Annotated in this window: 17 protein-coding genes; 3 read left to right on the top strand and 14 right to left on the bottom strand. The window is 73.1% G+C overall.

The window, feature by feature from the left end; genetic code table 11:
- Positions 1–2 precede the first annotated feature (2 nt).
- Positions 3–200 carry a hypothetical protein gene (locus tag HGA03_RS15310; protein ID WP_168631163.1) on the top strand — a complete coding sequence of 66 codons (198 nt, stop codon included), beginning with the start codon at positions 3–5 and terminating at the stop codon, positions 198–200.
- A 132-nt stretch (positions 201–332) separates the two neighbouring features.
- Here the strand turns inward: HGA03_RS15310 and HGA03_RS15305 are convergent, their stop codons facing one another.
- The 7 genes from HGA03_RS15305 to HGA03_RS15275 all read right to left on the bottom strand — a co-directional run bounded on the left by HGA03_RS15305 (position 333) and on the right by HGA03_RS15275 (position 10,263).
- Positions 333–2,045 (bottom strand): carboxypeptidase-like regulatory domain-containing protein, encoded by a 1,713-nt coding sequence (locus tag HGA03_RS15305; RefSeq protein WP_168631162.1) that lies wholly within the window; start codon positions 2,043–2,045, stop codon positions 333–335.
- Positions 2,046–2,177: 132 nt separating this feature from the next.
- Positions 2,178–3,032, bottom strand: coding sequence for an HAD hydrolase family protein (locus HGA03_RS15300; RefSeq protein ID WP_168631161.1), 855 nt, complete (start codon positions 3,030–3,032; stop codon positions 2,178–2,180).
- A gap of 33 nt (positions 3,033–3,065) precedes the next feature.
- Positions 3,066–4,568: a glycoside hydrolase family 43 protein gene (locus tag HGA03_RS15295; protein WP_168631160.1), complete on the bottom strand. Its 1,503-nt coding sequence runs from the start codon at positions 4,566–4,568 to the stop codon at positions 3,066–3,068.
- A complete protein-coding gene (locus HGA03_RS15290) occupies positions 4,565–6,943 on the bottom strand; it encodes a beta-xylosidase/alpha-l-arabinosidase (RefSeq protein ID WP_203767624.1) in 2,379 nt (792 codons plus the stop codon). Before HGA03_RS15290 ends, HGA03_RS15295 begins: the two co-directional genes overlap by 4 nt.
- Positions 6,944–7,044: 101 nt before the next feature.
- Positions 7,045–7,908 carry a carbohydrate ABC transporter permease gene (locus HGA03_RS15285; protein WP_239073693.1) on the bottom strand — a complete coding sequence of 288 codons (864 nt, stop codon included), beginning with the start codon at positions 7,906–7,908 and terminating at the stop codon, positions 7,045–7,047.
- A 26-nt stretch (positions 7,909–7,934) separates the two neighbouring features.
- A complete protein-coding gene (locus HGA03_RS15280) occupies positions 7,935–8,969 on the bottom strand; it encodes a carbohydrate ABC transporter permease (protein ID WP_168631159.1) in 1,035 nt (344 codons plus the stop codon).
- Positions 8,970–8,973: 4 nt separating this feature from the next.
- Positions 8,974–10,263, bottom strand: coding sequence for an ABC transporter substrate-binding protein (locus HGA03_RS15275; protein ID WP_168631158.1), 1,290 nt, complete (start codon positions 10,261–10,263; stop codon positions 8,974–8,976).
- Between the two features lie 207 nt (positions 10,264–10,470).
- Here HGA03_RS15275 and HGA03_RS15270 point away from each other — a divergent pair, with 207 nt between their 5' ends.
- Together HGA03_RS15270 and HGA03_RS15265 are read left to right on the top strand one after the other, a co-directional pair.
- Positions 10,471–11,466: a LacI family DNA-binding transcriptional regulator gene (locus tag HGA03_RS15270; protein ID WP_168631157.1), complete on the top strand. Its 996-nt coding sequence runs from the start codon at positions 10,471–10,473 to the stop codon at positions 11,464–11,466.
- A 10-nt stretch (positions 11,467–11,476) separates the two neighbouring features.
- Positions 11,477–12,226, top strand: a complete 750-nt coding sequence (locus HGA03_RS15265) for an ABC transporter permease (RefSeq protein ID WP_168631156.1) — start codon at positions 11,477–11,479, stop codon at positions 12,224–12,226.
- Between the two features lie 503 nt (positions 12,227–12,729).
- Here the strand turns inward: HGA03_RS15265 and HGA03_RS15260 are convergent.
- The 7 genes from HGA03_RS15260 to HGA03_RS19455 form a co-directional block, all read right to left on the bottom strand.
- Positions 12,730–13,326 (bottom strand): hypothetical protein, encoded by a 597-nt coding sequence (locus HGA03_RS15260; RefSeq protein ID WP_168631155.1) that lies wholly within the window; start codon positions 13,324–13,326, stop codon positions 12,730–12,732.
- Positions 13,316–13,594: a hypothetical protein gene (locus tag HGA03_RS15255; protein ID WP_168631154.1), complete on the bottom strand. Its 279-nt coding sequence runs from the start codon at positions 13,592–13,594 to the stop codon at positions 13,316–13,318. Before HGA03_RS15255 ends, HGA03_RS15260 begins: the two co-directional genes overlap by 11 nt.
- Positions 13,595–13,875: 281 nt before the next feature.
- Positions 13,876–17,697 (bottom strand): pullulanase-type alpha-1,6-glucosidase, encoded by a 3,822-nt coding sequence (gene pulA / locus HGA03_RS15250; protein ID WP_239073802.1) that lies wholly within the window; start codon positions 17,695–17,697, stop codon positions 13,876–13,878.
- A 197-nt stretch (positions 17,698–17,894) separates the two neighbouring features.
- Positions 17,895–19,301 (bottom strand): alkaline phosphatase family protein, encoded by a 1,407-nt coding sequence (locus HGA03_RS15245; protein ID WP_168631153.1) that lies wholly within the window; start codon positions 19,299–19,301, stop codon positions 17,895–17,897.
- Positions 19,298–20,503 carry a metabolite traffic protein EboE gene (eboE, locus tag HGA03_RS15240; RefSeq protein WP_239073803.1) on the bottom strand — a complete coding sequence of 402 codons (1,206 nt, stop codon included), beginning with the start codon at positions 20,501–20,503 and terminating at the stop codon, positions 19,298–19,300. The genes HGA03_RS15245 and eboE overlap by 4 nt, the downstream gene beginning before the upstream one ends.
- Positions 20,500–21,369 carry a TatD family hydrolase gene (locus HGA03_RS15235; RefSeq protein WP_168631152.1) on the bottom strand — a complete coding sequence of 290 codons (870 nt, stop codon included), beginning with the start codon at positions 21,367–21,369 and terminating at the stop codon, positions 20,500–20,502. The genes eboE and HGA03_RS15235 overlap by 4 nt, the downstream gene beginning before the upstream one ends.
- Entirely contained in the window at positions 21,369–22,235 is an 867-nt protein-coding gene (locus HGA03_RS19455; RefSeq protein ID WP_168631151.1) for an EboA domain-containing protein, read from the bottom strand. The genes HGA03_RS15235 and HGA03_RS19455 overlap by 1 nt, the downstream gene beginning before the upstream one ends.
- Positions 22,236–22,264 lie beyond the last annotated feature (29 nt).

Genomic DNA, 22,264 nt, shown 5'->3' with positions numbered 1-22,264 from the left:
ACATGGGCGTGATCGGCCAGGCCGAGGACGGCACCACCCGGGCGCTGCTGAGCGTGTTCGGCCCGGCGCAGATCGGCGACCCGCTCGCGCCGGACCGGGACATCCCGGCCGAGGACCGTGAGCGCGACCAGGCGTTGCAGGACGGGTTCGTCCGGGTGGTCGGCGCGGACGGCCGGTCGTACCTGGTGCCCCGCGGCTGACTGCCCTCTCCCTGGCCCGCACCCGCCCCCGGCGCCCACGGCGCCCTCCCGGCCCGGGACGGCGACAGGACGACGACGGGGCGGCAGGTGACCGGGACCCGGCCACCCACCGCCCCGCGGTGAGACCCTCGATCAGCGCGTGATCTCGACCACGAGCCGGTCGCCGCGGTAGACCCCGGCCGACCAATCGATGGTGACCACGTTGGCCCCCGGCACCAGGCCGGTGAGCGTCACGGTCCGGGTGCCCGCGCTGGTCAGCAGCGTCTTGGCCGGGACCGTGCTCGCGATCGGTGCCGCATCGTTCACCGCGTACTCCACCGCGAGAACCGCCGAACTCTTGTTGGACAGGGTCAGGGTCGCCGACCCGGTGGCGTCCACGGTGCCGACGGTGGCGGTGGGGGCGGTGAGCGTCGCCAGGCCGATGTTCTGGCTGATCGCGCTCACGTCGCCGTCGTCGGCCAGGTGGTACCTGCCGATCAGGGTCAGGCCGGCGAGCGCGGGCGGCACCTCACCGTCCCAGCGCACCGAGGGCGACTTGGTGGTGCCGCTCAGCGCCAGGTAGATGTCGGTGTCGTAGGGCAGGTTCCGCAGGGTGTACGAGCCGGCCAGCGACGGGGTGGTGGTGCTGCTCAGCACCGTGCCGTCCGCGGCGTAGGCGGTCAGGGTGACGGACTCGGCCAGGTCGAGGGTGTCCTTGGTGCCATTGGCGTTGGAGTCGTTGAACACCGACCCGGTGATGGTGACCGGCTTGCGGACGCCGAACTCGTAGCTGGTGGTGCGCTTGACCCGCAGGTTGGTCAGCTGCCAGCCGCCGCCCCAGCGGTCCACGGCGACGAAGTGCGTGGCCGGCAGCGCGGCGATCAGGTTGGCGACCTGGGCGACCGTGCCGGTGACCTTGCTGACCTGGTCGGACAGCTCGGTGCCGAGCAGCTTCTCGGTGTCGGCCTCGTCGACCACCCGCACCGCCGACGACAACGCGGAGGCGAGCTGCTGGAGGTACTCGTTGCGCGGGGTGGTGCTGATGTCGCCGGTGCTCAGCAGTGCGGGGTCCATCGCCAGCAGCGCCGTGGCGTCGCCGGAGGACAGCAGGTCGATGAAGGCGGTGATCCGGGAGATGTCGCCGAGCAGGTCGGTCAGGGTGAGGTTGAACGGCGAGCGCATGATCACGTAGGCGCCGGAGGGCACGTCCTGGTAGGTGATCGGCTGCCCGCCGGAGGTGGTGCGGAACTGGATCGCACCGCCCAGGTCGACGGTGCCGCCGATCGCCCCGAGGATCGCCGAGCCGATGTCGATGCTGCCCAGCGACCCGTCGGCGATCGCCTGCTGGGTGCGGAGCACGTCGATGAAGATCAGGGTCTTGCCGTCGACCGCGGTCTCCTGGGCGTCCCAGGTGCCGTTGCCGTTCGCGTCGTCGAACACCGAGGCGGACAGCGTGGTCTGCGGGGTGGCGGGCACGTCCGCGATGCCGAGCGGCTTGGTCAGGCTGACCTTGACGGCGGCCGGCTCCTGCGGGAAGCGGTACCCGTCCGCGCGGACCGCGGTGTAGTAGGTCCCGGCGGTCAGCTGGCTCGCGGCATAGGTGCCGAGCCGGCCGGTGGTCAGCGTCCGCACCGGGTCGGCGCCGGTCGCGGCGCCCTCGGCGGAGGTGAACAGCTCCACGCTGGCGCCGGACAGCGGGAGGTCGCCCACCGAGTAGGTGCCGTCGGCGTCGGCATCGATGTAGACCGTGCCGCTGACCGTGTAGATCGCGGCGGCGGCGGAGGCGGGTGGGGCTGCGCTGATCACCAGTGCGGCGGACAGGGCCGCGGCGGTGGGCAGCGCGAGGAGTCGGGTCGGGTTGCGCATGCGCGGCAAGCTAACGAGCGCCGAGGCGGCTCACAGCGCGTTCACCGACGCCGCGGGCGACGGGGTGTCCCGATGCGGGCGCCGCGACCCGCGACCGTGCAGGCCGGTCACCCGCGGGCGGGTCCGGGCCGATCAGAGCCCGTCGATCAGTCCCAGGTCACGGAAGGCGGTCACCAGGTCCTCGGCGCTCGGCGGCGGGGCGGTGCGGTCGGCCACCGCGATCACCGCCGGGTCGCCGTCCTCGATCGCCACCCCGATCCCGGCGAACTCCAGCATCTCCAGGTCGTTCAGTCCGTCGCCGACCGCGATGGTGTCCTCCCGGGGCACGCCGAGGTGGGCGATCACGTCCCGGATGCCGATCGATTTGTCCACCGCGGCGACGTAGATCTCCCCGGCCCGCTCGCCCAGGCCCGGGATCGAACTGGGCAGCGCGGCGATCTCCGGCCCCATCTCCCGGGCGAGCTGGGTGACCGGCACCGCGCAGTCGAAGCAGGTGATCTTCGCGAACGAGACCGTGGACAGGTCGGCGTCGGCGATCAGGCCGTCCAGGATGTCCAGCGGTCCCTCGTGCCGGGACTCCTCCGGGTCGGCCTGCATCCGCGCGGTCCACGCCGCGCGCAGCCGCTCGCGGACGTCCGGCGGGCCGTAGAGCGCGTCCGGGGCCTCCAGCACGTAGGCGGCGTCGTGCCGGTGCAGCACCTCCACCGCGCGGGCGGCGATCTCCGGCGGGAACCGGCGGTCGGCCAGCAGGGTCCCGTCGACCTCGACGTAGCCGCCGGCACTGGCCACGATGCCGTCGAAGCCCGCCGCCAGGATCCGCTCCGGGAGCATCGACTTGGGCCGGCCGGTGCACAGCAGCACCCGGTGCCCGGCGCTGCGGGCGGCCCGGACCGCGGCCACGTGACCCGGGGGCACGTCGCCGTGGTCGGCGAAGGTGCCGTCCACATCGAGGAAGATGATCCGGCGGTGTGCGGGGTTCCCAGTCATCGCCCCCGACCCTATCGTGCCGCCGGTGAATCCCTACCGGTCGGTCGCCAGTGGCCGGTACCCCAGCGTGAGCCGGGTGGCCCCGCCGTCGCCGGTGGCGTACACCCCGATCCACAGGCCGAGGAACCCGCCCGCGCTGACCGAGTCCAGGCTCCGGCCGTCCGCCACCGCGACCTCGGTCAGGTGATCGGTGTCCGGCCCGGCCAGCAGGGCGTAGTCCTGCCCGCTGGTGCGCAGCACGCAGACCGTGGCACCGGCGGGCAACTCGCCCAGCGCGAGCTCCCGGCCGGCCCGGCGCAGCACCGCCCGGGTGCGGGACCCGTCGGTGAGCAGGGTCAGGTGGTCCGACTCGGACTGCCGCACCGCCAGCCCGGCCCAGGTGCCAGGCGCCGGGGTCGAGTCGAGGGTGACGACCACCTCGCAGTCCCGGTGCCGCTGGCGGACGCCCAGGAAGGACGTCGGAGCGGTGTCCGCCAGGGTGGCCGGGCGGGCCGGGAGCAGCCAGCCGTCGCCATCGGGGGTGGCCAGGTCGGTGGGCAGGTGGCGCGGCGCGCACCAGGCCGGGTCGCCGGGCGGCACGAGTCCGGTCGCCGACGGGACGGGTCCGGCGGTGGGCGACGGGTCCGGCCCGGCGAAAGGCACCTCGACCTGCGCCGGCACCCGGCCCTCCCCCGGGGCGAACACCGGCCAGCCGTCCTCCCAGACCACCGGCACCAGGAACGTCTCCCGGCCCAGGTTGTGGTGGAAGCCGCCGTAGGGCCGCACGCCGAGCAGCAGTGCCCACCAGGACCCGTCCGGCGCCTGCACCAGGTCGGCGTGGCCGGCGGCGGCGATCGGGGCGTCCCGGCCCAGGTGACGGTGGGTGAGCACCGGGTTCGCCGGGTTGCCGGTGTACGGGCCGGTGACCCGGTCCGCCCGGGCGACCGCCACGGCGTGATGGAACTCGGTGCCGCCCTCGGCGGTGATCAGGTAGTAGTGGTCGCCGACCCGGTACAGGTGCGGCCCCTCGGACCAGACCGCGCCGCGCACCGCCCCGGTCCACAGCACGTGCTCCGGGCCGGTCAGCTCCCCGTCGACCAGCTCCCGGAGCCAGATCCCGGTCTGTCCCGGCCACTCCGGCTCCGCGGCCGGGCGGGTGGCATGGAACCAGACCCGGCCGTCGTCGTCGACGAACAGCGACGGGTCGATCCCCTCACCGGCGAGCCAGACCGGGTCGGACCAGGGACCCGCCGGGTCCTCGGCGGTCAACAGCAGGTGCCCGCCGCCGCCGACCACGGTGCACACCAGCCAGAACCGGCCGGCGTGGTGCCGCAGGGTCGGCGCGTACAGCCCCTGGGAGGACGCCAGCCCGGCCAGGTCGAGTTGCCCGGTCACCGCGTGCCCCACCGGCTCCCAGTGCACCAGGTCGCGGCTGCGGTGCACCGGGAGGCCGGGCAGGTACTCGAAGGTCGAGTTCACCAGGTAGAACCACTCCCCGACCCGGCACACGCTCGGGTCGGGGAAGCAGCCCGGCAGCACCGGGTTGGTGGCTCTCATGCGTGCTGGGGCACCCCCACGCGCTCCACCCGGACCAGGCGGCCGTCGGCGGCGGTCACCCGGTGGACGTCACCGGTCACGCTCAGCGTGGCCCGCTCGGTCGCCGTGCCGGGCACCTCCCGGACCTGCGCCGAGCGGTGGTTGGTGATCGTGCCGGAGGTGGAGGTCCGGGCGCCGTCGGTGCCGGCGGACGAGGCGGCAGCGTGGTCGCCGACCCAGATCTGCACCTCGCCGGGCTCGACGATCCGGGTCAACGACCGGTCGCTGAACGCCAGCCGCGCGGTGGGCACCACGAACCGGAGCCGTGCCGACTCCCCCGGCGCCAACTCCACCCGGTGGTAGCCGAGCAGCTGGGCCACCGGCCGCACCACCGTGCCCTGCACGTCGTGGCCGTACAGCTGGACCACGTCCGCACCCGCCCGGTCGCCGGTGTTGGTGACGGTGACCTCGGCGGTGAACTCGCCGCCCGCGGCGACCGTGTCGTCCACCACCAGCTCGGTGTGGCTGAAGCTGGTGTAGGACAGGCCGAAGCCGAACGGCCGCACCGGGGTCGAGTCGGCGGAGGTCACGTCCGACGGACCGCCGAGCACCGGGGTGAGGTACCGGTACGGCTGCGCACCGGCGGACCGGGGCAGGCTGACCGGCAGCCGGCCGGAGGGGTTGGCCGCGCCGGTCAGGATGTCAGCGATCGCCGTGCCGCCCTCCTCACCCGGGAAGAACGCTTGCAGCACCGCGGCCGGCCGCGGCCCGTCGCCGAGCGCCCAGTCGAGCACGTAGGGGCGGCCGGTCAGCACCACCAGCACCACCGGGGTGCCGGTGGCGACCAGCTCCTCGACCAGACGGCGCTGCACCCCCGGCAGGTCCAGCGACTCGGCGTCGTTGCCCTCCCCGACGGTGCCCCGGCCGAACAGCCCGGCCTGGTCACCGACCACCACCACCGCGACCTCGGCGGCCCGGGCGGCGTCCACCGCCTCGGCGAAGCCGCTGGTGTCCTCCCCCTCGACCGCGCAGCCGGCCACGACGGTCAGGTCGAGCCCGGCCGCACGCAGCGCCTCGGCGACGGTCGGCACCTCGATGCCCATCGGCACCTCGGGGTGGGACGGCAGCACGTGGTTGGCGAAGGCGTAGCAGCCCATCAGTGCCTCGGCCCGGTCGGCGTTCGGCCCGATGACGGCGACCTTGCGTGCGGCCAGTGGCAGCACGCCGTCGTTGCTGAGCAGCACCACCGACTCCTGCGCCAGCAGCCGGGCCAGCGCCCGGTGTTCGACCGGGTCCAGATCCAGCTCCGTGGGCGGCTCGCCGGCGTAGGCCTCCGGGTCGAGCAGGCCGAGCTCCTCCTTCTGCGCCAGCACCCGCAGCACGGCCCGGTCGACGATCGCCTCGTCGGTCAGGCCGGCCCGGATCCGCTCCGCCAGCGGCGCGAGGTAGGCGTCACCGGTGGGCAGCTCGACGTCGATCCCGGCGGTCAGCGCCAACTCGGCCGCCTCGCCGCGGTCGCCGGCCACCCGGTGCATCACCTCCAGGAAGGCCACCGCGAAGTAGTCGGCGACCACCACCCCGTCGAAGCCCCACTCCTCGTGCAGCAGCCGGGTCAGGTACTCCTCCGAGGCAGCCATCGGCACGCCGTCCAGGTCGACGTAGGCGTTCATCACCGACTTGGCCCCGCCGTCGCGCACCGCCATCTCGAACGGCGGCAGCAGCACGTCCGCCACCTCGCGCGGGCCGATGCTGACCGGGGCGTGGTTGCGCCCCGCCCGCGACACCGAGTACCCGACGAAGTGCTTCAGCGTGGCGTGCACCCCGGCGTCCTGGAGGCCGCGCACGTAGGCGGTGCCGACCGTGCCGACCAGGTACGGGTCCTCGCCGATGCACTCGTCGACCCGGCCCCAGCGGGCGTCGCCGATCACGTCCAGCACCGGGGCCAGGCCCTGGTGCACGCCGAGCCGGCGCATCGAGTCGCCGATCGCCCGCCCGGCTTGCTCGACCAGCTCCGGGTCGAAGGCCGCACCCCAGGCCAGCGGGGTCGGGAAGGTGGCGGCCCGCCAGGCGGCCAGTCCGGTCAGGCACTCCTCGTGCACCAGCGCCGGGATGCCCAGCCGGGTCTCCCGCTGCAGGCGCCGCTGCTCGTCCCACAGCCAGGCGGCGCGCTCCGCCGGGTCGACCGGCCGGGTGCCGTACACCCGGGTGTAGTGGCCGATGCCGTGCCGGGTGATGTCGGTCAGCTCGCTCGACGCCTGCTGGCCGGCAGCCATCTCGGACTGCATCGGGGCGACGGTCCCGTGCTGGTCGATCCAGTAGCCCACGATCTGGGCCAGTTTCTCCTCGAGGGTCATCTCCGAGTGCAGCGCGCGCACGCGTTCGGAGACCTTGGGCATAGCAGGGACGTCGGACACGGGGGCCCTTCTCCTTCGTCATGACGCGCGAGTGTCTGCGGCTCCACGCGCGTCGAACGCGGAGCCCAGGTTGTGCAGCTGGGTCAGCCCTTGACGGCTCCGGTGAGCCCGCCGACGATCCGCCGCTCGAACAGCGAGAAGAAGATCAGTGCCGGGATCATCGACAGCGACGTGAAGGCCAGGACCTTGGCCGTGTCCACCGAGTACTGCGAGGCGAAGTTCGCCACCCCGAGCGGCAGGGTGAACGTGTTCGGGTCGGACAGGATGAACAGCGGGAGCATGTAGCCGTTCCACGCCCCGACGAACGCCAGGATCCCGGTGGTGATCACACCGGGCAGCGAGAGCGGGATGACCATCCGCCAGAAGAACCCGAGCCGGCTGGCCCCGTCGATCGAGGCCGCCTCCTCCAGTTCCATCGGGATCGCCCGCAGGAACGGCACCAGGATGATGATCGTCACCGGTAGGGCGAAGGCGATCTGCGGCAGGATGATCCCGGCCAGCGAGTTCGTCAGCCCCAGGGTGCGCACCATCAGGTACAGCGGGGTGATGGCCACGGTCATCGGGAACATCAGACCGGCGGCGAACAGGGAGTACATGACGCCCTTGCCGGCGAAGTTGTACCGGGCGATGACGTAGGACGCCATCACGCCGAGGATGACCACGCCTACGGTGGTGCCCAGCGCCGAGATCGCGGAGTTGCCCATCGCGGTCCAGAACGACTTGGACTGGAGCACCTCGACGTAGTTGCTGATCACCCAGGGCGACGGCAGCCCGGCGGGGTCCTGCGTGATCTGGGAGTTCGTCCGGAAGCCGCCGACGACGATGAAGGCGACCGGCGCGATACACGCCGTGATCAGCACCATCGCGATCAGGTAGGTCACCGGGCTGCCCCAGGAGAACTTCTTGGTCGGGCGCAGGTCGTAGGTCCCCGGAGCAGCCTCCGGCAGCCGGGACCGCCCGGTCGTCGCGACGCTCACTTCTTCCTCCCCTTCCTACCCGAGGGGCCGGTCAGGGCGCCCTGGGTGTCCCGCCGCAGCACGAACCGCTGGTAGAACAGCGCGACGACGAGCGAGATCAAGAACAGCACGACCGCGACCGCGTTGCCGTACCCGTAGTTCCCGGCCATGTGACCGTTGAGGTACATGTACGTCGCCATCGTGGAGGTGCCCGCGGTGGCCGCCACGTACTGGCCCCAGATGATGTTGACCAGGTCGAACAGCTGCAGCGCGCCGATGATGGACAGGAACGCCCAGATCCGGATCGTCGGGCCGAGCAGGGGCAGCGTGATCCGGAACTGCTGCTGCCAGAAGCTGGCCCCGTCGATCGAGGCCGCCTCGTACAGCTCCTCCGGGATGGACTGCAGGCCGGCCAGCATCAGGATGACCGCGAACCCGACGTACTTCCAGGTCAGGATCACCATCAGGGTGCCCATCGCGAAGTTGGGATCCGCGAGCCACGACTGCTGCAGGTTCTCCAGGCCGATCCTGGCGAGCAGGGAGTTCACCGCTCCGGTGTCGGCCATCATCAGCGACCAGCCGGTCCCGACGATGACCTCGGAGATCACGTAGGGGACGAAGATCAGCACCCGGATCACGGACCGGCCGCGGATCTTCTGGTTCATCAGCAGGGCGAACAGGATCGCGATCGGACCCTGCAGCACCAGGGACAGGATCGCGATGACGAAGTTGTGCCCCACGGCCGCCCGGAACGTCGGGTCGGTCAGGATCGTGACGTAGTTGTCGAGCCCGGCGAAGTCCGTCGGCGGGCCGAAGCCCTTCCACTTGAAGAAGCCGTAGTAGGCCGCCATCAGGATCGGGGCGATCACGAACGTCAGGAACATGAGGATCGCCGGGCCGGACAGCACGGTGATCTCTGCGCGCTTGCGCCAGTCTCCTCCGCGGCGGCGCGACGCCCTGCGCGCCGTCGGGGGCGGCGTGTGGCCGCCCCCGACGGTGCTCGAGGCGTCCGGCACCACGGATTCTGAGCGCAGAACCGAGGAGTCGGACATCACGTCACTCTCGCGCTGCTGCGGAGTTCATCGCTGCGACGATGGAGTCCGCGTCGCCCTTGCCGGCGAGCATGTCGACCACGCCGGTGTTCAGGGAGTTGCCCACGTTCTGGCCCAGGACGGTGTCCAGCCAGGTGATGACGTACGCCGCGTCGTTGTACGCCGTCATGATCGGCTCCAGCGCCGGGTCGGCCACGGCCCCCTGGGCCTCCTGGTTCGCCGGGATCGTCTGGTACGCCTCGGCGTACGCCTCCTGCTGGTCCTTCGTGGCGATGAAGTTCAGGAAGTCCTCGCAGGCACTCGGCGCATCCGCCGCACAGGAGAACCCGTCGACACCGCCCATCATGGCGGTCGGGTCACCGTCGCCACCGTCCACCTCGGGGAACGGGAACCAGCCCAGGTCGGGCAGCGGCTGCTCGTCCGGGGTCAGGGACGCGATCACGCCCACGTTCCAGCCACCCATCAGCTCCATCGCGGCCTGGTGGTTGGCGATCAGGCCCGCCGAGGAGCCCGCACCCTCCTGGGCCGGAGTGGTCAGGAAGCCCTGGTTGAACGGGTTGGTGCCGGCGAACTCCTCCAGCTCCTCACCGGCGGTCTGCCAGCACGGGTCGTCGAACTCCTTGGCGTCCGCCGCCTTGCTGATCGTCTCCTGCGAGCAGGACCGCAGCGCGAAGAAGTAGTACCAGTGCGCGGCCGGCCAGGCGTCCTTGGCACCCAGCGCGATCGGCTGGATCCCCGCGGCCTTGAGCTTGTCGACGGCGGCGTTCAGGTCGTCCATCGTCTTCGGCTCTTCGGTGATCCCGGCCTGCGCGAACAGGTCCTTGGAGTAGAAGATCCCGCCGGGGAGCACGGCCGTGGGCACCGCGTAGTTCTTGCCGTCGACCTCGAAGGCCGACAGGGCCGCACCCATCGACGACTTGGCGTCGTCGCTGATGGAGTCGGTCAGGTCCTTGACCTTGCCGGTGGCCACGATGTCGGCGAGCTTCTGGCCGCCGCGCGCCATGAAGATGTCGGGCAGATCGCCGGAGTTCACCGCCGTCTGCAGCTTGCCGTCCATGTCCTCGTTCTGGATCGTCTGGATGTCGAACGAGACATCGGGGTTGTCCGCCGTGAACGCCTCGGTCGCGTCCACCCAGTACTGCTTGCCGGGGCCCGTGGTCGAGTTGTGCCAGATCGTGAGCGTGACCGGCCCGTCCTCGTCGCCGCCGCCCGAACCGCCGCTGCCGCAGGCGCTGAGCCCCAGGATGCCGGCCATCAGGGCGGCCGAGGCCACGAGCATCTTCCTTGTCTTCATGAAATCTGTCCTCTTCGTTGAGTTGAACAGAAGCGTTGAGGCCCACTCCCCCGTGCGGCCGACCCGTGATGGGTCGCGCCCGCCGTCAGACCTCGCCCTTGCGAAACCCGTCATCGTCAACCGGCTCGTGGGGCCCACCCTCCCTAACGATCCGAGGGTGTGTCAACCGTTATCGATAACGTTTTCGCAACCGGGTAAGCTCCTCGCATGTCTCGTCGAGTGACGATCACGGATGTGGCCCGGGCCGCCGATGTCTCGGTGGCGACCGTGTCCAAGGTGATCAACGGCCGGTACGGCGTGGCCCAGGCCACCTCAGCCCGGGTCCAGCAGGTGATCGACGACCTCGGCTTCGAGTCGAGCCTGGTCGCCCGCTCGCTGCGGTCGCACCGCACGCAGGTGATCGGGATCCTGGTCGCCGAGTTCGAACCGTTCAGCACCGAGATCCTCAAGGGCGCCGCCGCCGCGGTCGCCGACGCCGGGTACGAGCTGCTCGCCTACACCGGCGCGATGAGCGGACCGGGCTGGGAGCGGCGGTACCTGTCCCGGCTCAGCGGCACCCTGATCGACGGCGCGGTGCTGGTCACCCCCTCGGTGGTCGAGGCCGAGGCCCAGGTCCCGGTGGTCGCCGTCGACCCGCACACCGGGCCCACCGGCTTCCCCACCGTCGACTCGGACAACCTCACCGGCGGACGCCTGGCCACCGAACACCTGCTCGCCCTCGGCCACCGCCGGATCGCCTTCCTGGCCGGGCGGCCGGACCTGGAGTCCTCCCACCTGCGCGAGTCCGGGTACCGCCAGGCGATGGCGGCGGCCGGGATCGACGTGGACGAGTCGCTGATCCGGATCGGCGACTACCGCTCCGAACCCGCACGCGGCCCGATGTCCGAACTGTTGGCACTGGACGAGCGGCCGACCGCGGTCTTCGCCGCCAACGACATCTCCGCCATCGCCGCGATGGAGGTCGCCCAGGCCGCCGGCCTCCGGGTGCCGGAGGATCTGTCCGTCGTCGGCTTCGACGACGTGCCCGAGGCCGCCGGCGCCACCCCGCCCCTGACCACCGTGCGGCAACCGATCCAGCGGCTCGGCGCCGAGGCGGTCACGATGCTGCTCACCCTGCTGCGCGGGGACCAGCCCGGCGCGATGCACGTCCGCCTGGACACCACCCTGGTGCGGCGCGGGTCGACCGCGGAGCTCGCCCGCTAACCTGCTCGGCGTGACCTGGCCCGAGGTGCTGCGCACCGCGCTCGCGGTGACCGTGCTGATCGGGATCGCCCTGGCCGTGACCCGCGCCGGGCGGGTGCCGGTCGGCCGGGACACCCTCTGGGCGGTCGGTCGCGGGGCGGTGCAGCTGATGCTGGTCGCACTGGTGATCGCCTGGGTGTTCCGGCACCCGGCCGGCATCGCGGTCTACCTGCCGGTGATGGTGGTCGCCGCCGCGTTCACCGCGACCCGCCGGATCGGGCTCGGCCGCGCGGTCACCGGGCACCTGGTGCTGGCGATCACCGCCGGGTCCGCCGTGGCCGCCGGGGCCGTGCTGGCCAGCGGAGCCCTCGCGACCGAGCCGGAGACCGTGCTGCCGTTCGCGGCGCAGATGATCGGCGGGGCGATGACCGCTGCTGCCGTCAGCGGTGGCCGGCTCCGGGAGGACGCCCGGACCCAGTGGGCCGAGGTCGAGGGCTGGATCGCGCTCGGCGCCCGGCCCGGGCAGGCGGTCGCCGAACAGGCCCGGCACGCCGTCCGCTGGGCGCTGGTGCCGGGCATCGACCAGACCCGCAGCGCCGGACTTGTCACGCTGCCGGGCGCGTTCGTCGGCCTGCTGCTCGGCGGGGCCTCCTCCGCGCTGGCCGCCCAGGTGCAGCTCCTGGTGCTGGCCGGGCTGCTCGCCGCCCAGGCGGTGTCCGGCGTCCTGACCGTCCGGCTGCTCGGCCCCCGGGTCGGCGCCCTGCGGCCCGCGGACACCTGACCGTCGGGGCCGGGTAGCCCGCGGGTGCGCCAGCGTCCGCCGCAGTCTGTCCCCGTCTCGCCTCCTGCCCGCCCCCGCCTCGCGCCTCCCGCCCGTCCCCGCCTCACCTCACCTCGCCTCCCGCCTCCCCCGCCTCGCCTCCCCTCGCCTCCCCTCCCCTCGCCTCGCCTCCCCTCCCCTCGCCTCGCCTCCCCTCGCCTCGCCTCGCCTCGCCTCGCCGAGAGTGCACGAATGCACGCCTCCCAGCCCCCGGAGGCGTGCATTCGTGCACTCTCGAGGAGGAAGTCGGGCCCGAGGGGCGGGTCGAGCACGGGGGGCGGGTCGAGCACGGGTGGGCCGGGTCGAGCACGGGCGAGCCGGGTCGAGCACGGGCGAGCCGGGTCGAGCACGGGTGAGCCGGGTCGAGCACGGGTGAGCCGGGTCGAGCACGGGTGAGCCGGGCCGAGCAGGACTCGGCCGGGTCGGTCAGTACTCGCCGGGTCGAGCAGGACTCGCGGGGTCGGTCAGGACTCGGCCGGGCGGCCGGTGGGGCGGGCGTAGTACGACCAGGGGAACCAGCCGCCGCCGACGACCCGCCAGCCGTCCGCCTCGAGCCGGGCGCGTCCGGGGCCGAGGACCGACACCCGGCGGTGCTCCCAGGCGACCGAGTCCTTGACCAGGTCGTGGAACAGGATTCCGTAGCCGACCGAGTGCCAGCCCTGCCGGCCGTAGTGGTCGAGCTGCTCCATCTCGTCGAAGGCGGTCACCGGGGACAGCCGCCACACCTCGCCGACGGCGGCCCGGGCGGGGTCGGACACCCGGTCGTGGTGGTCGGGGCCGGGGTCGCCGAAGCGTTGCTGGGCGGCCTGGCGCGACATGCCGAGCCGGTCGCCGATCTGGGCCCAACTGGTCTTCTGGTGCCGGGCCGAGGCGACCGCGTCGTCGCGCATGGTGGCGGCCTCCTCGGACAGCACCTGGGTGAAGGCGACCAGGTCGAGGCCCGCGTCGCGGTCGCCCGAGTCCTGGGCCCGGACCAGCTCCGGCCGGACCCGGGCGACCAGGTCGTGCAGGGCATCGCGGGCGGCGGTCCGGTCGTCGCCGGTGTTCCGGTCAGCGGGCATCGTCGTGACCGCCCTTCGGCAGCAGGCGGGGGCCGGTGGGCGCCGAGGTGGCGACCGCGAGGCCGAGCAGGGCACCTGCGGCGGCCAGGCAGACCAGGGCCACGACGGTCGCCACCGCCCGGACCCAGCCCGGACCGGTGCCGAGCGCGAGCGGGACGACCAGGGTCATCACGCCGGAGAGGGCGATCAGGGCGGCGGTAGCCGGGAGTGGGCGGCCAGCCGGGGCGGCGTCGCCCAGCGGGCGGAGGGCAGGCTTCCGGGTGCTCATGACGTCAAGGATCGCTTGACGCTCCGGTGATGTCAATACGGGATTGACATCACGGGAACAGCACCCGGGCCGGGCCGGTCGTGCTGACCGGCCCGGCCCGGGTGGCCGTGCGCCGTGCGGCCCGGGCGCGATGCCCGGGGCCGGGGTCGGCGACGCCCGGCGTGGGTCCCACCCGGCGTGGGCGAGACCCCGGTGCGGGTGACGCCCCGTGCGAGGCGACCCCCGGCGTGGGTCCCACCCGGCGTGGGCGAGAGCCCGGTCCGGGAGACGCCCGGTGTGGGCTACGCCCGGCGCTGCTGAGCGCGGCGGGCGAGCACGCCCGCGGTGATCAGTCCCGCGGCCAGGAGCAGCAGTCCGGCGATCCCGGCGCCGGTGACCGCCAGCCGCGTCGGCGTGGTGCCGTCGCCCGTGCCGCCCGTGCCGCCCGTGCCGGTCGTGCCGTCGCCGCTGCCGCCCGGGTCGCCCACCGCGGCGAGCACGGTCAGCGGCGCCTCCGCCACCACCGCCCCGGCGACCGCCCGGAGGGTGTGGGCGCCGGCCTCGGTGCTCGCCGGGACCGTCACGGTCGCGGCGAACGTGCCGTCGGCGGCGGTGGTGACCGTGCCGAGCTGCACCGGGTCGGAGTGCAGCCAGAGCTCGACCTCGGCGCCGGCCGCGAAGTCCGCACCGGTGACGGTGACCTGCTCGCCGGCGCGCACCTGGCCGGCGGACAGCGTGATCGAGGCGGACGCGACCGGGTCGACCGGCGCGGTGCCCTGGGCCTCGGTCAGCACAGCCACCGTGCGGGCCGGGACGGTCACGGTGCCGGTCTCCTGGTCGAAGGTGGTGGATCGCACCACGTCGTCCGCCCCCTCGGCCTGGACCGCGGACAGGGCCAGATCGTGCCCGGCCAGCCCGTCGACCGTCTCGGTGATCGGCTCACCGGTGGTGTTGAACACCACCAGCAGGCCGTCCAGCTCGGGATCGGCTTCCTCGCCGACCGTGTCGTCCACCCGCATCACGATCACGCCGGGGGCGGCGTCCGGGCCGGAACCGGGGAAGGTCAGCTTGGCCTGGATCTGGTCGGCGTCACCGAGCCGGAACAACGGGGTGGAGCTGCGCAGCCGCAGCAGGTCCTGGGCGGCCTCGGAGGCGGTGGCGATGTCCTCGGCGCCGGGCTTGAGGTTCGCGTCGGCCAGCAGCGGGCCCTGCACGTCCCAGTAGTCGCCGTTCTTCTCCTCCGGGGGCAGCCCGACCCCGAAGTTGTTGGTCTGCCCGGTCCAGTCGAGCAGGTTGAAGTGGTCGCCGGAGTTATAGGAGTCGCGGTCCAGCGACTTGCTGCGCAGCAGGTCGGTCCCGGCGTGCCAGAACGTGACCGACTGGGACAGGGTCGCGGTAGCCAGGGACAGGGTGTTCATCCGCACCCGGTCGGACATGTCCATGTCCGCGGGCAGCTTGGTGGTGAGCACGTCGAACAGCGTCTCGTTGTCGTGGGCGTCCACGTAGGAGACCACTTCCTCCGGGGACGTCGCGTACCCGGCCGGCGAGCCGTTGTAGTCGATCTGGTCGCCGGTGCGCACGGTGCCGTCGGAGGTGAGGAAGCTGTAGTCCCGCAGGTTGCCGGTCAGGCCGAGCCGCACCAGGTCGGTGGCGTGGGCCAGGTCGGCGTACTCCTGCTCCGACCCGGTGTTCACGGTGCCCGCGTCGCCGAGCTGGGCCTCCCGGCCGTTCGGTTCGACGGCCAGGCCGGTGCCGAAGCCCTGCTCGAACAGCGAGCCGCCGTTCACCGGGCTGCCGCCGCGCACGGCGTCGCGCAGCCGGTCGGAGAAGGTGCCGATCCCGGTGCCGTCGAGCTGGCCCTGGGTGGCCTGGGTGAACAGCGCGTTGCCGGACACCTCGCCGAAGTCCCAGCCCTCGCCGTAGAGGTAGATCGCGGAACCGTCGACGCCGTCCTTCTCCAGGGTGAGCTCGTCCAGGGCGGCACGGATCGCCTCCATGTTCTCCCGGGAGTGGTGGCCCATCAGGTCGAAGCGGAAGCCGTCGACCCGGTAGTCCTTGGCCCAGGTGACGACCGAGTCGACCATCAGGCGCTGCGCCATCGCGTTCTCGGTGGCGACGTTCTGGCAGCAGGTCGAGGTCTCGATGCTGCCGGCGGAGGTCAGGCGGTGGTAGTAGCCGGGCACGATCTTGTCCAGCACGGACTTGTCGTCCTGTCCGGCGGCGGCGGTGTGGTTGAACACCTGGTCCAGCACCACCTGCAGGCCGGCCTCGTGCAGGCCGCCGACCATGGAGCGGAACTCGGCCACCCGGGCGCCGCCGTCCTGGTTGCCGGTGGTCGCGTAGGAACCCTCGGGGGCGAAGAAGTGGTACGGGTCGTAGCCCCAGTTGAAGGCGTCCTGGTCCTTGATCGCGTTCACCGCGTCCTGCTGCTCGCGCGAGTCGGCGGCGAAGCCGGACAGGTCACCGGTGGTCTGCTGCTGAGAGCGGTCCTCCTCGATCGAGGCGATGTCGAAGGTCGGCAGCAGGTGCACGGTGGTCAGCCCCGCGTCGGCCAGCTCACGCAGGTGGGTCATGCCGTCCGAGTCCTGCCGGGTGAAGGCCAGATAGGTGCCGCGCTCGGCCTCCGGGACGGTGCTGTCGCTGATCGAGAAGTCCCGCACGTGCAGCTCGTAGATGGTGTGGTCGACCGCGTTCTCCACCACCGGGGCGGCGTTGTCGGTCCAGATCGTGGGCTGGAACGCCGGGTCGTCCAGGTCGATCAGCACCGAGTGGGTCGAGTTGAGCGTCAGGGCGACCGAGTACGGGTCGGTGACCGAGTTGGTCACCACACCGGTGCCCGGGACGTAGACCTCGACGTCGTAGCGGTAGCTCATCCCGTTCCAGGACGGGTCGCCGGTGACCGACCAGGTGCCGTCGTCGGCGCGGGTCATCGGCACCGATCCGCCCGCCAGGTCCAGGGCGACCTGCTTGGCGGTGGGCGCCCACACCCGCAGGGTCGGGGCACCGCCGGACCAGGTCACGCCCAGCGGGGTGTCGTCGTCGACGGTGTACAGCGCGTCGATCACCCCGGCGGTCTGCACGCCGGTGGAGTAGTCCACGGTGCCCGCGCCGGTGAGGGTCACCCGGAGTTCACCGCTGAGCAGGGCGGCGGCGTCGATGCCGTCGGGCAGGGTGAGCGCACGGTAGCCGCGGACCCGGGGCTGGGCCTCGGCCAGCTCGGCGGAGACGGTGCCGGCGTCGGTCAGCGCGATGGTCTGCCCGTCGCCGGGCAGCGTGACCCCGGAGTCGGCGACCTGGATGCCGCCGTTCGGGGCGGCCTGCAACGCCCAGTCGCCCGACCCGGCGGAGGCGGGCACCGCCAGAGTGCGGGCGTCCAGCCAATAGGCGGTGGAGCCCGATCCGGGCACGGCGCCGTCCACGTCCACGATGACCTCCCCGGTTCCGAGATCGAGGGTGATGACCACCTCGGCGCCGTCCCGCGGCACCTCGAAGGTCACATTGCTGGCAGGGTAGGACCGGTCCCAGTTGCTCTCGACCACGGCCTTCGTCTCGTAGCTCCCGGCGGTGAGCCGGTCCGTGCGCAGCTCGTACACCGTGCCACCGATCGGGGCCATCCAGCTCCCCAGGCAGCCCGGGTCCCAGGTCCCGCCGCAGCCGAGCTGGTCCTGGAAGCTGCCCGCGGCGACCACGCTGACCCCGGTGCTGCCGTCGGCGGCCAGCTGTCCGACCGCGTGCGAGCCGTCGTCGTAGCGGAAGGTGACCTGCTGTTCGGTGTCCAGCGTGAAGGCGACGTTCTGGCCGCCGGTGCCGTAGGACTCGGCCCAGCTGTGGTCGATCGCGACCTTGTACTCGTAGTCACCGGCGGGCAGCGTGAACGTGCCGGAGTACACCGATCCGGTGCGCGCGGTCAGTTCCGCGGCGGTGCACGTGACGTCCCATTCCCCGCAGCCGATCGCCGGGCCGAGGGTGCCGGCCAGGGAGACGGTGACGTCCCGCGGCGGGGCGGCCGCGGCGGGGGTCGCGGTGGCGGTGGGCAGGACGATCCCGACCCCGATCAGGGCCAGGGCGGCCAGCAGTGCCGGTATCCGGCGGGTCCAGGGGGGTGGGCTCGGGCGGTGCGCCACGTCGACTCCTTCGTCGCAGAGAGGGCCCCGGGAACATGGATGACGACCGGGGATTTCGGCGACGCTAGCGACGGCGGGAACGCGGCCACAAGGGCTCTTACATCATCGGATGAATCGGGACGAAATGATGGGCAAATTCGGGCGAATCGGCACTTTTCTGTTGCAGGGTTCCGGCGCCCGGCGGCCCCGGAACGGCCTCAGCCGACCCGCGTCCCGAGCCCCTGCAGCTCCAGCACGGCAGCCTTCACCGCCGCCGCCGGCACCCCGCCGGAGGACAGCCGGCCGGCCACCACCGGGGGCACGTCAGCCTGCGAGCACAGGATCACCGGGGCGTCCGCGTCGGAGGCCGGCAGCCGCCCGTGGGTGCCGCGGACACAGCTCGGATCGAGCGGTGTCGTGGACATCGCGTAGCGCAGGCCGAGCCTCTTGCGCACCAGGTTGAGTCCGGCCCGGGCCTTCGCCAGCCGGTCGCCCGGATCGAAGAACAGCTCCGCCGGGTCGTAGCCGGGCTTGCGGTGGATGTCCACGCCGCGGGCGTAGTCGGGTGCCCGGTCGTCGTCCAGCCAGAAGTAGTAGGTGAACCAGGCACCGGGCTCGGCAACCAGCACCAGCTCGCCGGCATTCGGGTGGTCCAGGCCGAACCCGGCCTGCGCCGCCCGGTCCAGCACCAGGTCCACCCCGGGCAGTCCGCGCAACAGGGCGCTCACCCGGGGCAGGTCGCCGGGGTCGCGGACGTAGACGTGGGCCACCTGATGGTCGGCCACCGCGAACGCCCGCGAGGTCCACGGGTCCAGCTGCTCACGCCCGTCCTGGACGTACACCTCCAGCAGCCCGGCCGACCGCAGCAACCGGTTCACGTCCACCGGGGTGGTCGCCGGCTCGATGCCGTACTCGGAGACCACCAGCACCGTGATCCCGCGGGCCTCGGCGTCGTCCAGCAGCGGGGCCAGGGCGGTGTCCAGCTCGGCGGCGGCGGCATCGGCCCGGGGGTCCAGCGGACCGAAGCGCTGCAGGTCGTAGTCCAGGTGCGGCAGGTAGGCCATGGTCAGCGCGTCGTCCCGGGTGGCCAGCAGGTGCCGGGTCGCGGCCACGATCCATCGGGTGGAGACGATCGAGGCGGTCGGGCCCCAGTACTGGAACAGCGGGAAGTCGCCGAACCGCCCGGTCAGCTCGTCGTGCAGTGCCTGGGGGCGGACGTAGGCGTCCGGCGACTTGCGGCCGTCCGCGTGGTAGACCGGCCGCGGGGTGACCGTGACGTCGGTGGACATCCCCATCGCGTACCACCAGCACACGTTGGCCGCGGTGTAGCCCGGGTCGGCGCGGCGGGCGGTCTCCCACAGTTTCTCCCCGGTGACCAACCGGTTGTGCTGCCGCCACAGGTGCACCTCCCCCAGCTCCCGGAAGTACCAGCCGTTGCCGACCGCGCCGTGCTGCGCCGGGGCCAGGCCGGTCAGCATCGTCGACTGCACCGAGCAGGTGACCGCCGGCAGCACGGTGTCCAGCCGGGACTGCCAGCCGCCGGAGGCCAGCCGGCTCAGCCGGGGCATGTGCGCCAGCGCGCGCGGGGTCAGCCCGACCACGTCGAGCAGCAGCACCGGTCTCATGCCGACCTCCTGACCTTCGAGGCACCGGGTTCGGGCACCGGCACCGGGCGGACCGGCCGGTCGGCGGCCCACAGGTCGGCGGGCAGCAGGTGCTCGGTCGCCCAGCGCAGCTCGGCCGCGATCCCGGCCACCAGGTCGGACTCCGCACGCGCCGCCAGCTCCGGGGGCAGCACCGACCAGGTGTAGGTCTCCACGTCCAGATGCGCCTCGTCGCCGTGCGGGGTCCGGGCCACCGCGCCGACCGCGGTGCGCAACACATCGGTGGTGGCGGACAGGGGCGCGGCGGGCCGGGCGTGCAACGGCACGTGCACATGCACCCGCCACGGTCCGGCGGCGGGCAGGGTGTCCAGCGCCTGCGGCAGGTCGTCCACCCGGAGCACGCCGTCCGCCCCCTGCTCCCGGGTCTGGTGCAGGTAGCGCGGCTCGGCGAACCGGGCCACCGCTGCCCGGGCCGCCGGGTCCGACGGGTCGTCCACCTGCAATGCCGCCGACGCCTGGACCTTCACCACCCGCAGCCCGGCGTCCCGGATCCGGCGCACCGCCTGCACCGGATCGGCGAAGGAGGTCGCCAGGTGGCAGGTGTCCAGGCAGATCCCGACCAGCTCGGGGTCGATCCGGTCGGTGCGGGCCGCGAGCCAGTCGACCACGTCGTCCACCGTGTCCAGGATGCAGCCCGGCTCCGGCTCGATCGCCAGCCGCACGGTCCGCGGCAGCGCGCGCAGCTCGGCGGACACCCGGGCCAGCGCGGCGGTGGCGGCCTGGTCGTCCTGCGCCGTCCAGCCCTCGCGCCAGCCCAGCGGCAGGGTGGAGATCGACCCGGCGGCCCCCTCGGGCAGCAGGTCGGCCAGCACCCGGGCACAGGCCAGGGTGTACTCCGCCCGCACCGGATCCGCCCAGGTCGGCTGGTAGACCGCCAGCTTCACCACGTCGGCGTGGAAGCCGCCGTACGGGAAGGCGTTCAGGGTGTGCACGGTCAGCCGGTGCTCGGCCAGCGCATCGCGCAACCGGTCCCGGTCGGCGGCCGACCCGTCCAGCCGGTGCGCCAGCTCGGCCGGCAGCCACAGCCCGACGCCCAGGGTGTCCAGCCCCGCAGCCCGGCGGACCGGCCCGGCATAGGCCGCCAGCTGGGCGATCACCCCGTCCAGGTCCTCGGCCGGGTGCACGTTGGTGCAGTAGGACAGCAACATCCCGCGCCCCCTCATGCCCGCACGCCGCGCAGCACGGAGGAGCCCTCGAACTCGGCCGGCGCCGGTACCTGCCCGGCGACGAACCCCGGCACCGGCTCCAGGATCAGGTTCGCCCCGAAGAACTCCACCGGGTTGCGCCACAACACCCGGTCCACGTCGTCCTCGGTGAAGCCCGCCTCCAGCATCGTCATCCCGGTGCGCCAGGTCTTCAGCGGATCCGACCGCCCCCAGTCGGCGGCCGAGTTCACGATCATCCGGTCCAGCCCGTACTCGCGCAGGATCGCCACCATCCGGACCTCGTCCATCTTGGTGTCCGGGTAGATCGAGAAGCCCGCCCACGCCCCGGCTTCCCGGACCAGGCCGACCGTGGTCTCGTTCAGGTGGTCCACCAGCACCCGGTCCGGGGTCAGCCCGGCCTCCCGGACCACGTCCAGGGTGCGGCGGGTGCCGGCCAGCTTGTCCCGGTGCGGGGTGTGCACCAGCGCGGGCAGGTCCGCGTCCAGCGCCATCGCGAGCTGCGCGGCGAAGACCTCGTCCTCCTCCGGCGTCATCGCGTCGTAGCCCAGCTCCCCCACCGCGACCACGCCCTCCTTGGTCAGGTAGCGCGGGATCACCTCCAGCACCTCCCGGCAGCGCGGGTCGTTCGCCTCCTTGGGGTTCAGCCCGATGGTGGCGTGGTGCCGGATCCCGAACTGAGCGGCCCGGAACCGCTCCCAGCCGATCAGTGCGTCGAAGTAGTCCACGAACGAGCCCACCGAGGTCCGCGGCTGGCCCAGCCAGAACGCCGGTTCCACCACCGCCCGGACCCCGGCGGCGTACAGCGCCTCGTAGTCGTCGGTGGTGCGGCTGGTCATGTGCAGGTGCGGGTCGAGGATGCGCATCAGGACTCCTGGTTCCGGGGCCCGGCGATCCGGGCGAGGTCATCGGGGACGGTGCGCCCGGCGGCGCGGCGCTCGGCGGCCAGATCGCCGGCCATCCGGGCCAGCTCGGCATCGGCGCGTTCGGTCAGGCCCGCCACCGCGTCCAGGCTGACCTGCTGGAACACCAGCTTCACCACCGCGTGCCGCCAGGTGTGCTGATCCAGGTGGGCGGCGGCGAACGGCCCGGTGGCGGCGGCGACCAGCGACGGGTCGTTGGTGCGCAGCGCGTCGGCGGCCAGCTCCCGGCCGGCGGCGACCAGCTCCGGCGGCAGCGGGCCGCGCACGGTCAGGGCGTCCAGCCCGCGCAGCACCCCACGGCGCTCGCCGGAGTCGCCCTCGCGGTACCGGTCGCGCAGCTCGCCGGCCAACGCGGCGGGGTCCAGGCCGGAGTCGAAGGCGGCGACCACCAGGGCGGCCCGGGCGGCGTCGGCCACCGTGCCGTGCACCGTCCCACCGGGGTCGGTCGCGGGGCGCAGGGCCTCCCGCGAGGTGCGCCGGGCGGCCCAGGCGAGGTGGGTGGCCAGGGTGCTCGGGTCCCGGCGCACCGCGGCCACGGCCTCGGCGGCCCAGCCGGCCGGCGGGGCGAGGGCGGCGGTCACCACGGGCGGCGCGGCGGCGGTCGGGGGCTGGGGCGGGTCTGCCGCGGGGATGACTCGGGCGGTGGCCTGGGTGGGGCGTGGGCCGGGCATCGCGGCGGCGGTTCCGGCCCGGGCGGTGGCCTGGGTGGGGCGTGGGCCGGGCATCGCGGCGGCGGTTCCGGCCGCCGGGCCGCCGGGGGCGTCGGGGTCGTGGTCGGTGCGGGCCGGGGACGGCGTCGTCGGCGTCATGGCTGCTCCTGGGGTGTCGGAGGGAGTGG

Source organism: Cellulomonas denverensis (genome assembly GCF_012396125.1).
In the GTDB taxonomy this organism is placed as follows: Bacteria; Actinomycetota; Actinomycetes; order Actinomycetales; family Cellulomonadaceae; genus Cellulomonas; species Cellulomonas denverensis.
Note: the sequence above shows the minus strand (reverse complement) of the source record. Positions and strands in the feature narration are given on the sequence as shown.

Bases quoted from the DNA above. Each gene is read 5' to 3' on its own strand.
- HGA03_RS15245 (WP_168631153.1), bottom strand. From the start codon at position 19,301: ATGAGACCGGTGCTGCTGCTCGACGTGGTCGGGCTGACCCCGCGCGCG.
- HGA03_RS15305 (WP_168631162.1), bottom strand. From the start codon at position 2,045: ATGCGCAACCCGACCCGACTCCTCGCGCTGCCCACCGCCGCGGCCCTG.
- HGA03_RS15260 (WP_168631155.1), bottom strand. From the start codon at position 13,326: ATGCCCGCTGACCGGAACACCGGCGACGACCGGACCGCCGCCCGCGAT.
- HGA03_RS15255 (WP_168631154.1), bottom strand. From the start codon at position 13,594: ATGAGCACCCGGAAGCCTGCCCTCCGCCCGCTGGGCGACGCCGCCCCG.
- eboE (WP_239073803.1), bottom strand. From the start codon at position 20,503: ATGAGGGGGCGCGGGATGTTGCTGTCCTACTGCACCAACGTGCACCCG.
- HGA03_RS15300 (WP_168631161.1), bottom strand. From the start codon at position 3,032: ATGACTGGGAACCCCGCACACCGCCGGATCATCTTCCTCGATGTGGAC.
- HGA03_RS15235 (WP_168631152.1), bottom strand. From the start codon at position 21,369: ATGCGCATCCTCGACCCGCACCTGCACATGACCAGCCGCACCACCGAC.
- HGA03_RS15280 (WP_168631159.1), bottom strand. From the start codon at position 8,969: ATGTCCGACTCCTCGGTTCTGCGCTCAGAATCCGTGGTGCCGGACGCC.
- HGA03_RS19455 (WP_168631151.1), bottom strand. From the start codon at position 22,235: ATGACGCCGACGACGCCGTCCCCGGCCCGCACCGACCACGACCCCGAC.
- HGA03_RS15270 (WP_168631157.1), top strand. From the start codon at position 10,471: ATGTCTCGTCGAGTGACGATCACGGATGTGGCCCGGGCCGCCGATGTC.
- HGA03_RS15290 (WP_203767624.1), bottom strand. From the start codon at position 6,943: ATGCCCAAGGTCTCCGAACGCGTGCGCGCGCTGCACTCGGAGATGACC.
- HGA03_RS15275 (WP_168631158.1), bottom strand. From the start codon at position 10,263: ATGAAGACAAGGAAGATGCTCGTGGCCTCGGCCGCCCTGATGGCCGGC.
- HGA03_RS15295 (WP_168631160.1), bottom strand. From the start codon at position 4,568: ATGAGAGCCACCAACCCGGTGCTGCCGGGCTGCTTCCCCGACCCGAGC.
- HGA03_RS15310 (WP_168631163.1), top strand. From the start codon at position 3: ATGGGCGTGATCGGCCAGGCCGAGGACGGCACCACCCGGGCGCTGCTG.